Origin of the sequence: Proteus faecis (assembly GCF_030286765.1) — a bacterium.
GTDB classification, from domain to species: Bacteria; Pseudomonadota; Gammaproteobacteria; order Enterobacterales; family Enterobacteriaceae; genus Proteus; species Proteus faecis.
The window spans coordinates 19,106-32,118 of sequence record NZ_JASVWV010000007.1; the positions used below are offsets into that span (position 1 = coordinate 19,106).

Below are 13,013 nucleotides of genomic sequence, written 5' to 3' on the forward strand. Positions count from 1 at the left end.
TTTATACCTGATTCCGGTATCTATTCTGCAACGCTATTATTTACATTTACTGATCGTAAATCAGGTAATCCTTGGTATACCTCTTTGCTGTGCCATTGTGTTTCCCACTGATCTGGCATCTGAATAATATTTCTATCAATATGTGGCGCATAGAGAGAAATAAATTCATGCATATAATCTTTCATATGGGTATGTTTACTGACACAAATATGGGTATAGCTCGGTTGCACTAAATGATCGATATTAATACATTTTAATGCGCCGCTATCTTCAGTCTCATCATAAGAGGCGGTCGCAATAACACCAATACCTAAATGTCGCTTAACATAGTATTTAATAATCTCTGTATCCGTCGCGGTTAATGCCACCTTCGGTTTAAGGTTACTTTTATAAAACACCTTGTCTAATTTAGATCCTCTTGTAAAACCGAAAACATAGGTAATCAATGGATACTCTGCCATTTGTTCGATGGTAACCTGCTCTTCATCTTTCAATAAGGCAAGAGGATGATCATAAGGAACTAATAAACTACGAGTCCAGCGGTAACAAGGTAATGTAATGAGATCTTCATAAAGGTGCATGGATTCTGTTGCAATAGCAAAATCCACATCACCATTTTTAACCATCTCCGCTAATTGAGCAGGGGCACCTTGATGAAAATGTAGCGAAATATTAGGGTAATAGCGACGAAAGTGATCAATCACATTAGGTAATGAATAACGTATTTGAGTGTGTGTTGTCGCAATATGTAAATCAACTTTTTTATTACGATCTTCTTCTGCCACAATGCTTTTTATTCGGTCCACTTGGCCAAGAATATCGCAAGCAATTTTATGAACTTCTTTACCCATCGGGCTTAATGCTAATAAGTTATTATTTTTACGCACAAACAGCGACACACTAAGCTCATCTTCTAATATTTTTAGTTGCTTACTGATTGTCGGTTGTGAGGTATAGAGTTTTTCAGCCGCATTAGTAATGTTGAAATTATTTTTCACGACTTCAACAAAGCTTTTCAGTTGATTAATGTTCATAGAGGTACCCGGGGTTATCTGCACAAATGCGCGGTTAATTATTAAATTTATAAATTGTTATTCTAAATATAGGTAACGCTTGGCGACCTTTAATATCTCTGTAGTAATATCCCATAACTGCCTTGATATAAACTTATAATAAGAATAGCGAGATCTATTCTATTATCCACATTTTCATCTTGATTATTCTCTCAAATAATTAAGTAAAATAAGGCGTTATTATTTGCTATTTATCTATCAGACCTTACATTATGCACAATGCCCATATAAATGCGTTAGCCTGAATCAAAAAAACAGAAAAAGGATATAACACACTGTTATTAAAATAAAAAAACAAATTTGTTTTTTATTTATTTGAATGAAGCTTTCAATTAACTTAACGCAAATAATCACTCAATAACGCCATAAATTTTACACAAAAGCAGAATTACGTTATGATATTGATCACGTTTTAATACTTAGAGGCTCTGTTTTGTTATATCAAAACAACAAAGAAAACATTCTAATATCTTATTCAATCTCATCTATACTTAATAAATATTCTCTTATCTATTAGCTTAATACCACTATTTAAACTTGGTAGAAGTAAGCTGTTTTTTAGTGAATTTTTATTACTCACTCTTCTCGCTAACAAATAGTCACTTCATTTCTTTTAATTAATTGAACAACAAGAAATTACGAATACCTTAATAAAAGGTCACTTAATATGAAAATGAAGAAAAAAAGAAACAAACCGCTAAGAATCAATGATATAACTATTATTGATGATAGTAAGCTTAAAAAAGCGATTACGGCGGCAGCATTAGGTAATGCCATGGAATGGTTTGACTTTGGTGTCTATGGCTTCCTTGCGTATGTCTTAGGTCAAGTCTTCTTCCCTGGTGCATCTCCAGGTGTCCAGATGATTGCTGCCCTTGCCACATTCTCAGTGCCATTCCTTGTAAGACCGCTAGGGGGTGTTGTATTTGGGATGCTTGGGGATAAATTTGGTCGTCAGAAAGTGTTATCTGTTACTATCATCATTATGGCACTCAGTACATTTGCCATCGGCCTTATTCCTGCTTATGAAACCATCGGTATTTGGGCTCCGGTCTTATTATTACTCGCTAAATTAGCACAAGGTTTCTCTATTGGTGGTGAATATTCAGGAGCTGCGATTTTCGTTGCTGAATACTCACCCGACCGTAAACGTGGATTTATGGGAAGCTGGTTAGACTTTGGTTCTATTGCTGGTTTTGTTATGGGTGCTGGTGTTGTCGTACTTATCTCTACTATCCTTGGAGAAACAGCATTTCATGAGTGGGGATGGCGTATCCCGTTCTTCTTAGCATTACCATTAGGTCTTATTGGCTTATATTTACGTCATGCTTTAGAAGAAACCCCAGCATTCCAACAACACGTCGATGAAATGAATAGCGACGATCGTAAATCTATCCAAGATCCACCTCGTGTTTCATTACGTGAAATCGCATCAAAATATTGGAAAAGCTTAACTGTCTGTGTAGGTTTGGTAATTGCCACTAATGTTACCTACTATATGTTATTAACTTATATGCCGAGTTATTTATCTCATAACCTAAATTATTCGGCAGATCACGGTGTGCTGATCATCATCGCGATTATGATAGGTATGTTGTTTGTACAACCTGTTATTGGGTTACTTAGTGATAAAATTGGTCGTAAGCCATTTGTTATCGGCGGAAGCATTGGGTTATTTATCCTTGCTTACCCTGCATTTATGATGATTAACAGTGACGAGATCGGCTTAATTTTCTTAGGACTCTTAATTCTTGCCGTTCTACTCAACTGTTTTACTGGAGTTATGGCATCAATATTACCGGCTATTTTCCCAACCCATATTCGTTATAGTGCATTAGCAATTGCTTTTAATATTTCAGTATTAATTGCAGGGGCCACACCAACAGCGGCGGCTTGGTTAGTTGAAGCAACCGGTGATTTATATATGCCAGCTTATTATCTGATGATTGTCGCTGTTGTTGGTTTGATAACAGGTATCAAGATGATCGAAACTGCAAATAAACCTTTACGAGGTGCAACACCTGCAGCATCAGATAAATCAGAGGCAAAAGAAATTCTGTCTGAACATTATGATAATATCGAACAACGTGTTGAAGATATTGAAGCAGAAATCGAAGCATTACAGAAAAAACGCCAATCCCTTATCGATCAACATCCTAAGTTAGATTAAGAGAGGTTACATGCACCCGTCCCCTGTTCATTTAGTTTGGTTTCGTAATGATTTAAGAGTGACAGATCACAAGGCACTCTTTCACGCTTGCCAAGATAAACAAGCACAGGTGCATGCTATTTTCACCGTAACGCCTGAACAATGGAAAGCTCACAATATGGCTTTGTCATGTCAGGCGTTCATTCATGATGCGTTACTGGATCTTTCAACTTCACTAGCAAAACTCAATATTCCACTGACAATAGTGATTAGCGATATTTATTCAAATGCAGCCGATAAAGTGGCTGAGTATTGCCAACAACATCACGTCACTGCGCTTTTTTTCAATCACCAATATGCTCTTAATGAACAACGCCGTGATAAAAAAGTCACTGAGTTACTAAAGAATAAGACAACCATTTATACTTATCATGACAATGTATTTATTCCACCAGGTGATGTAGTTACCCAACAAGGAGAGATGTACAAGGTTTTTACTCCCTTTAGAAATGCATTTTTGCGACTCTTCGTTTCACAAGATAACGCTTCATTACCTATCCCAGAGATAAGAACACATCAAAAAGCAGTATCGCCTTTAAAAGCACCGCTATTCTCGCTTGAAAATACAAACTCGCTCTCTTTTATCTCTACCGAAGAAGAGGCACTTAAACGCTTAAAACAGTTCTGTTACGAAAGCGTGCCACATTATGCAAAATGGCGAGACATTCCTGCAGTTGATGGTACAAGCCGATTATCCCCTTATCTTTCCATTGGATTACTGTCTATTCGCCAATGTTTTAATCGCCTTTACCAAACTGAACCTGATTTCTTAGAAAACAATACATCAGGTGCATTTGTTTGGTTTAATGAACTTATTTGGCGAGAATTTTATCAACACTTAATTGTGACAAACCCCAATTTATGCAAACACATTGCATTTCAGCTTTGGACAGAAAAAATCAATTGGCGTAACAACCAAGATGAATTTAATGCTTGGACTCAAGGCTCAACAGGCTTTCCTATTATTGATGCTGCAATGCGACAGCTTAACCAAACAGGTTGGATGCATAACCGCTTACGGATGCTCACAGCGAGCTTTCTTATCAAAGACTTGTTAATTGATTGGCGTTGGGGCGAAGCTTATTTTATGTCACAACTCATTGATGGTGATTTCGCATCAAATAATGGGGGTTGGCAGTGGGCTGCATCCACAGGAACGGATGCCGTACCTTATTTTCGAATTTTTAATCCTACCACCCAAGGTCGTAAATTCGATCCTGATGGTGAATTTATCCGTCGTTGGCTTCCTGAACTTGCTAATGTGCCGAGCCGATATATTCACACCCCTCACGAATGGGCGGCAAAAACCAATAATTCGCTCGATTATCCATTACCCATTGTTGATCACGCCAAAGCACGAATAAGAGCAATTGAGTCTTATGAAAAAGCAAAAAAATAAAACCAATAGCAGTAATAAGAGATAAAAAAACAGCGCTGTTATTAAGCGCTGTTTTTCTTTCTAAATACTGATGACTCTAACCTGTATTACGCATACCCGCAGCAATACCTGCAATAGTAACCATTAATGCCTGTTCAATACGCGGATCTGACTCGCTATGTGTGCGAGAACGCTGTAACAACTCAGCCTGAAGCACATTCAATGGATCGGTATAGACATTACGTAGTGCAATAGATTCAGCAACCCATGGCAAATCCGCCATTAAGTGTTCATCTTTTGAAATTGCTAAAACACTCTTAATATCATCGGAAAGTTGCTGACGTAATTTCGCACCTAATGGCCATAAACGTTCTTCAACTAAACGTTGATCGTAATATTCCGCTAACCATAAATCCGCTTTGGCATACACCATTTCCAACATCGCAATACGTGTATTAAAGAACGGCCAGTTCTCACACATATCGTCTAATACCGCTTGTTTTCCGCTATCAATTTCATGTTGTAATGCAGCTCCAGCCCCCAACCAAGCTGGTAACATTAAGCGGTTTTGAGTCCATGCGAAAATCCACGGGATCGCACGCAAAGTTTCAACACCACCGGTAGGACGACGTTTCGCAGGACGTGAACCTAATGGTAGTTTGCCCAACTCGCCTTCTGGGGTTGCTGCTCTAAAATAAGGCACAAAGTCTTCTTCCCCTCGTACATAGTCACGATACATCGCACAAGAAACGTCAGACAAAGAATCCATTACATCAATCCAAGGCGCTTTGGGTTCTGGTGGTGGTAATAAATTCGCTTCTAAGATTGCACCTGCATAGTGAGCAAGGCTACTAATGGTGACCTGAGGTAATCCGAACTTAAAGCGGATCATTTCGCCTTGTTCCGTCACCCGCAGACCCCCTTTTAAACTTCCTGGTGGTTGAGAAAGTAATGCCGCATGTGCTGGCGCACCACCACGACCAATTGTACCGCCACGTCCATGAAATAGTGTTAATGTCACACCTGATTTTTCACAGAGTTTGATTAATGCATCTTGAGCACGGTATTGCGCCCATGATGCTGCCATCACACCCGCATCTTTTGCTGAATCTGAATAGCCAATCATCACCATTTGTTTATCATCGATTAAATCGCGATACCAAGGAATATCAAACAAACGGGTCATGACGCTTTCAGCATTATTTAAGTCATCAAGTGTTTCAAATAACGGGGCAACAGGTAACCGGATATCCGCCCCCGCTTCTTTCAGTAATAGTTTTACAGCCAATACATCAGAAGGCACTTTTGCCATTGAAATCACATAAGAGGCAATAGAATCTTTAGGTGATTGTGCAATGACACGACAAGTCTCAAAGACTTCTTGAGTCGCTACACTTGGTTGCCAATTTGTCGGGATCAGTGGACGTTTAGAATTTAATTCTTCAAGTAAGAACGTTTGTTTTTGCTCTTCGGACCAATTCGCGTAATCACCAATTTCTAAATATTGTGTCAATTCAGAGAGTGCTTCCGTGTGATTGGTACTTTCTTGGCGAATATCGAGCTTAACTAACTGTAAGCCAAAGCAACGGATTCGACGTAATGTATCTAACAGTTGCCCATTAGCGATAATACGCATCCCACATTGAGTCAATGATTGATAGCAAGCGTATAGCGGATCCCAAAGTTGGGCATTATCAATTAACAGCCCTTCAGGAGGTAGAGATTGCTGTCCTTTAATACGTTGTTCTAAATAATCACGAGTCACTTGTAAGCGAGTACGTAATTGTTTAGCTATTTCACGATATGGCTCTGCAACTTCAACCCCTCCCGCTAATTCACGCAGTTCTGGTGTACTTTCTGTCATTGAAAGTTCTGAAACTAGAACTTGAATATCATTTAAGAATAAATCAGCGGCTTTCCAACGGCTTAATAGTAAAGCATGGCGTGTGATTTCAGCCGTCACATTTGGGTTGCCATCGCGATCTCCCCCCATCCATGAAGTAAAACGAATAGGAGACGCTTCTACTGGTAAATTGTAATCAATTGATTCTTTAAGCTGTTCATTAAATTCACGTAAAAAAGCAGGAACACCTTCCCATAGGCTATTTTCAACAACCGCAAAGCCCCATTTCGCTTCATCAATCGGTGTTGGGCGAATTTTTCTAATTTCATCAGTGTGCCATGATTGAGCGACTAACTGGCGTAGACGACGCATAATATTAGTACGCTCATAATCCGCTAAATCATCGTGATCAAGTTGAGATAAACAGGAATTAACTTCAACCAACTTATGAATAAGTGTACGGCGTGCAATTTCGGTTGGGTGTGCCGTTAATACCAGTTCAATAGAGATTTGCTCTACTGCTTCTTTTAATTGCTCGTCGGTAAAATTCTTATCTTTTAGCCGCGTGATCAGTTTTGCCAATGCCACAGGATTGCTAGCAGCTTCACCATGAGGCGAAATGCTATGGTATTGTTCAGCCACATTCGTCAGGTTTAAGAATTGATTGAATGCTCTAGCAACGGGCAATAATTCATCATTAGAAAGATTTTGTAACGTCAACAACAGTTTTTGTCGCTGAACTTCATTACCCGCTCGTGACGATTTAGATAATTTTCGAATAGATTCAACCTTATCTAGAATTTCTTCACCGAGTGCTTCTTTTATCGTATCTCCAAGTAGCTTGCCAAGCATACTGACATTACTACGCATAGCAGAATATTGTTGATTCATAAGACTCCTGACCTTGTCTTTGTGGCGGTAACAACATGCTTCTTCCTATTAGAAAAGTCATGTCCTCCCAGTTGTGTAATTAACTTTCATTTCTGATGTGACTTTATTTTGATTTTTGTGATAAGCCACACTGCTTTTTTTACTTAGCCTACTATTCATATCAGAAAATAATCGTTTTGGGGGATTTTTCTGAAATTTAATTACGGCTTTAGTCTTATAAGAATGGCTAATAATCATGCTGTTCTAGCTCAATTTTATTCAGAATAAGGACATTTTTTCGTTTCTTATCTACTACGAAGAGTTTTTTACTAAAAAGGGAGGAATACGTAAAAATTTATGTGGCGGTAAATTTAGATGATTTTTTTTAATATTGATAAATTGTCTGGTCTGTTTTTTTGATTTTTAGCTTATTCCGCGCGTAGGGCTAACTCATGTTTCTCTGTCACTCCTTATTTTCCTTCTCTTTTACATTTTTACTAGATTAAGATTTTCATAAGATAAAAACGAATAAAGCGCTGAATATCAGCGCTTTAAATTAAGAATAACGAATTGTCTTTCAGTAAGTTAAGTTGTCTGTTGTAAATAATGTGGTTAATCGAATTGTACTCTAAATAACGTTTAAACACGTTGTAACTGTACTTCAACTTCCACTCAAGACGCTTAAATTCACATCATGAGCTACTGACAAAAGTTCTCTTTAGCTTGATGGTTCACCTCCGTCATTTCATTTCTTAGTGGGACAATCTGTCTTACTACTTTTGACATCAATCGCTCCTTTGTGACTAGAGATAAGTTAAGTATAGCCAAAGAAATTAAAAAAATTGGGTGATATGACACAAAAATGACAAAAGGTTATCAGCAAGAAATAACCCACTGATAACCTTTATAAAAAAGAAATAATAAAATTACAGTAATTGAGAAAGGCGGTTTAAATCTGATTGAATTGCGCCTGCTGTCACATCTCTGCCAGCTCCTGGCCCTCTGATCACAAGAGGATTATCACGATACCAACGGCTTTCAATCGCAAATAAATTATCCCCCGGTAATAGTGAAGCGAGAGGATGATCTTTTCTCACGGCTTCAACACCAACTTTGGCTTTGCCATTAGCATCAAAACGAGCGATATAACGTAATACCATGTCCATTTCATTTGCGGCGGCTAATCGTTGTTCCATTTGTTCATTGATCAACGCACTGTTATCAAAGAACGCTTCTAGCGAACCCGTTTCAGCTTGTACAGGCACTAAAGATTCAACTCGTACTTGCTCTGGCTCGATATCATAACCCGCTTCACGAGCAAGAATAACCAGTTTACGCATCACATCTTGCCCTGATAAATCAATACGAGGATCAGGCTCTGTTAATCCTTGTTGCCAAGCTTGTTCCACCAGCTCACTGAAAGGGACTGTGCCATCAAATTGCAAGAATAACCAAGAGAGCGTGCCAGAAAAAATACCGCTAATTGATAAAATCGTGTCACCACTTTCACGCAGATCACGCACCGTATGATTAATTGGCAAACCCGCACCCACTGTAGCGTTATATAACCAATGGCGGCCTGTTTTAGAAAACGCATCTCGCGTAGCACGATAACGTACACTCGAAGCAGAGCCTGCAATTTTATTCGCACTGATAACATGAAAACCGTAGCTAGCAAAATCTTCATAAGAAGCAGCAAGAGACTCATTGGCTGTAATATCAACAACCACTAAATCATCATAAGGATGAGATCTCATCCAAAGATAGAGCGATTCTTCCGTATGTTCAGTCGCTTCGTCATCAAAGAAAGCCAAAGCACGACTAGGATTAATCCCTTGATAATCAAGTAAACTACGACGGCTATCGACCACACCGGCAAGAATAAACTCAAAATCACTACGCGCTGATAAAGGCTCTTGTTCACGAGCAAACAATTCTAACCAACGAGAACCAATATTCCCTTTACCAAACAGCACTAAGCCAATTTGTTTTTCAGCCCTAAATAATGTTTGATGCAAACCTTGCAGTAAGTGCTCAGTATAGTTACGTAGCACGGCAACTAAGCTGATGTGATCTTCCGCATGCCAAATAAATTCAACTGGTTGATCTTTAAGTTGTTGATAAAAACGATGACAATGCAATGGATTTTTACAGACACCCGCTCCCACTAAAGCCACTAATGAGAAGCCTTCTCGTAAATGCAATTTACCTGGTAAAACGGCATCTTGTAGTACATCTAATGCGCTGTTAGCAACTTCACTGGTATAACAAAGTTGTAAAAGTTGGCTGTCTTTATCCACACCCGTGGCTAAAGGACGAATTTGTGCACGCTTAAGTAATTCATCAACCTCTTTCACCACTTGTTCAAAATTTTGATGAGATGAAAGTTGGAGTTCAATCAAACAAACATCATCATGGCTAGTCACGATTTTAGCACCCGTTCCTGATGCCAAAACACGTTCTATACGAGTTGAACCCTGTTCTGGTTGATAGCTACAACGAAGTTGCAAATCAATATTACTGCCTGAAACGGGTTGAAGTGTACGCGTATGTAAAACAGGGGCGGCTAATCGAGCTAATTCACTCGCTTCATCTAAACGCAACAAGGGTAATAAACACGCATCTTTTACTTTGCGAGGATCTGCACTATAAACCCCTGCAACATCACTCCAAATTGTGACTTTACCAACATCAGCTAAAGCACCTACTTGTGTAGCTGAGTAATCACTACCGTTACGACCTAGCAAGACCGTTTCACCCTGTTGATTACGACTAATAAAACCCGTTACAACAAAACGGCTTTCAGGATATTGAGCTAATAGTGATTGTAATAATGGGCGAGATAACGTTTCGTTTACTTGTGGTTGAGCGGCTCTTTCAGCACACAAAAATTCACGTGCATCTAACCACACACTAGGTAAACCTTGCTCGGTAAGTAAACTCGCCATTAATCTTGCAGACCAAATTTCGCCGTGGCCGACAACTTCAGCATAAGTTGCATCTGTAATAGGTTTATCTAACAAATAGCTTAAACGTTCAAGATCAGCAATAAAGGCTTGAGAAAGCTGCTCTGCATTCTCTTTTGAAAGTACCCCCTCAATTAAAGATAATTGGTAACGGCGTAAAGTTTGCTGAACTTGGTGAGCAGAAATACGATCGCTTTGGCTAAGTTTTAGCCAGCTAATCAACTGATTTGTCGTCGAGCCCGCCGCAGAAACCACCATTAGGTCATTAGGTTGGCTATAGTTCGTCATGATATTCACGACACGTTGATAACATTTTATATCTGCAAGACTGCTACCACCGAATTTATGTAACTGACGGCAAATCGGCTCCGCCTGTTGTTTAATCGCCACTACGCTCATGATCCATGGTTACCTTTTAGTTGCTGCATCAAACGCACTTTGCAAATCGTTGATTAAATCCTGACTATCTTCAATACCCACTGAGATACGAAGTAATGAGGGACTTATCCCTGCTGTTTTTTTCGCTTCTTCTGACATACCTGCATGTGTCATGGTGGCAGGGTGACAAATTAAGGTCTCTACCCCACCTAAAGATTCTGCCAGTGTAAAGAGTGTTAATTGAGATAAAAAGAGTTTAATCACATCCAATCCCCCTTTTAACTCAAAACTTAACATCGCACCGAAACCTTGTTGCTGTTTTTTTGCTATTTGATGTCCAGCATGATTTTCCAGTGCGGGATAATACATTTTTTCGACTAAAGGCTGTGCTTGTAAAAAAGCCACTAATGCCTGTGCATTTTCTTGTTGAAGTCGAATTCGAGGCACTAATGTTCTTATGCCACGTAATAATAAATAGCTATCAAATGCGCCAGAAGTGACACCAATATTATTCGCCCACCAGCTTAGCTCCTCAAGTTGTTTCTGACACTGACAGATAACAACCCCTGCGACAATATCTGAATGTCCATTAAGATATTTTGTACATGAGTGCACAACAATATCAGCGCCTAATGTTAACGGTTTTTGCAAGACAGGGCTCATAAAGGTGTTATCAGCAACGACTAAAGCTCCTTGCTGATGAGCCAGTTCACTGATCTTTTGAATATCCGTTATTCTTAAAAGAGGATTACTTGGTGTTTCAATAAAAACAATTTTAGGCTGATGTGCTAAAGCCTGCTTAAGGGCAATATCATCATTTTGATCAACAAAAATGACACGGTAAGCACCACGCTCTTGTTGGCTGTTAAAAAGGCGATAACTTCCCCCATAACAGTCATGAGGTGCAACAATCACATCGCCAGGTTTTAGAAAAACCGTACAAATTAAATGAATTGCTGACATTCCACTGCTAGTGACAACGGCCCCTACTCCACCTTCTAACTCGGCTAATGTCTTTTGCACCATATCTCGAGTTGGATTACCTCGACGAGAATAATCATGCTCGCGAGGCTGATTAAATTCTAAAAAATTATAAGTACTAGAAAGATAGATAGGCGGTACGACACAACCAAATTGCGTGTCTTCATTTAGCCCATTATGGATAGCAATTGTTGCTGTTTTCTTCGTCATACAGGCACCTTGTCACAGCGATAAGTGGAGAAGTCTACAACAGCATATCCAATTAGACACCAAGACGTCAATACATCTAGCCATCTAAACTACTTTACGGATAGATTAAGTAATGGAATAATACATAAATTGAGAATATCGCCAGTGGCTATTACTTTTTCTCTCACCTTTAGCCAGAAGAGTCGGTGGTTTTAGAAAAGTCATGATAAACTGGTATTGCCCGTCAGAATGTGGATTAACCCTATTCTGGCTTCAACTAAATGATATTAATTAAGGTAATCCATGGCTGAATGGAACGGTGAATATATCAGCCCTTACGCTGAGCATGGCAAAAAGAGTGAGCAAGTTAAAAAAATTACAGTTTCAATTCCATTGAAAGTGCTAAAAATTTTGACTGATGAACGCACTCGCCGTCAGGTTAACAACCTAAAACATGCAACCAATAGTGAATTATTGTGTGAAGCATTTTTGCACGCATTTACTGGACAACCTCTGCCAAATGATGAAGATTTACGTAAAGAACGTAATGATGAAATCCCTGAAGAGGCAAAAAAAATAATGCGCCAGCACGGGGTTGATCCCGATACTTGGGAGTATTAATCAGCGTCAGTCTTTGACTTATTGCTTGATTAACACGAACAAAAAAAGCCCAAAGCAAAAACCTTGGGCTTTTTTTCAATTCCGAACTGTCTGCAAGATGTCAGACTAGGCTGACATCTTGTGACAACAAATATCTTATTTGCTGCCTGGAATTTTGAAGCGTTTGTTGAACAGATCAACACGACCACCAGTTGCAACATCACGTTGTTTACCAGTATAGAATGGGTGGCATTTGTCACAAACGTCCAGATTCAGGTTATGACCCGCAGTGGAGTTGATTTTCATAACGTTACCGCAAGAACAAGATGCAGTAATTTCTTCGTATTTAGGATGGATATCTTTTTGCATGGAAAACCTCTACTAAGGCCGTGTCGCCATTCAGCCCACAGCCGAACACCACACGTCGTGTTGATTGAAATTAAGTGTTTGGTAATTTATCTACCAAAGGGGGCGGATCATACAGAATATCCACTAAACGCGCAATGAAATCTGCACACTTTTTGTG

General features: G+C 39.2%; 8 protein-coding genes. 3 read left to right on the forward strand and 5 right to left on the reverse strand.

Annotated features, from left to right (window positions below):
- Positions 1–20: 20 nt before the first annotated feature.
- Positions 21–1,034, reverse strand: a complete 1,014-nt coding sequence (locus tag QSH13_RS10585) for a LysR substrate-binding domain-containing protein (RefSeq protein ID WP_109398452.1) — start codon at positions 1,032–1,034, stop codon at positions 21–23.
- 706 nt (positions 1,035–1,740) lie between these two features.
- Here QSH13_RS10585 and proP point away from each other — a divergent pair.
- Together proP and phrB are read left to right on the forward strand one after the other, a co-directional pair.
- Positions 1,741–3,243: a glycine betaine/L-proline transporter ProP gene (gene proP, locus QSH13_RS10590; protein ID WP_109398453.1), complete on the forward strand. Its 1,503-nt coding sequence runs from the start codon at positions 1,741–1,743 to the stop codon at positions 3,241–3,243.
- Positions 3,244–3,253: 10 nt separating this feature from the next.
- Positions 3,254–4,681: a deoxyribodipyrimidine photo-lyase gene (phrB, locus tag QSH13_RS10595; RefSeq protein WP_286039115.1), complete on the forward strand. Its 1,428-nt coding sequence runs from the start codon at positions 3,254–3,256 to the stop codon at positions 4,679–4,681.
- Positions 4,682–4,757: 76 nt separating this feature from the next.
- Here phrB and ppc read toward each other — a convergent pair whose 3' ends face one another.
- From ppc to metB, 3 genes are all read right to left on the reverse strand, one after another.
- Positions 4,758–7,394: a phosphoenolpyruvate carboxylase gene (gene ppc, locus QSH13_RS10600; protein WP_109398455.1), complete on the reverse strand. Its 2,637-nt coding sequence runs from the start codon at positions 7,392–7,394 to the stop codon at positions 4,758–4,760.
- A gap of 905 nt (positions 7,395–8,299) precedes the next feature.
- Positions 8,300–10,738, reverse strand: coding sequence for a bifunctional aspartate kinase/homoserine dehydrogenase II (locus QSH13_RS10605; protein ID WP_286039116.1), 2,439 nt, complete (start codon positions 10,736–10,738; stop codon positions 8,300–8,302).
- Between the two features lie 9 nt (positions 10,739–10,747).
- On the reverse strand, positions 10,748–11,908 hold the full coding sequence (metB, locus tag QSH13_RS10610; RefSeq protein WP_109398457.1) for a cystathionine gamma-synthase: 1,161 nt from the start codon (positions 11,906–11,908) through the stop codon (positions 10,748–10,750).
- 282 nt (positions 11,909–12,190) lie between these two features.
- Between metB and metJ the strand changes: the two genes are divergently transcribed.
- Complete coding sequence (metJ, locus tag QSH13_RS10615) at positions 12,191–12,508, forward strand: met regulon transcriptional regulator MetJ (protein WP_109398458.1); 318 nt, start codon at positions 12,191–12,193, stop codon at positions 12,506–12,508.
- 135 nt (positions 12,509–12,643) lie between these two features.
- Here the strand turns inward: metJ and rpmE are convergent, their stop codons facing one another.
- Positions 12,644–12,856 (reverse strand): 50S ribosomal protein L31, encoded by a 213-nt coding sequence (gene rpmE / locus QSH13_RS10620; protein WP_006534140.1) that lies wholly within the window; start codon positions 12,854–12,856, stop codon positions 12,644–12,646.
- Between the last annotated feature and the right edge of the window lie 157 nt (positions 12,857–13,013).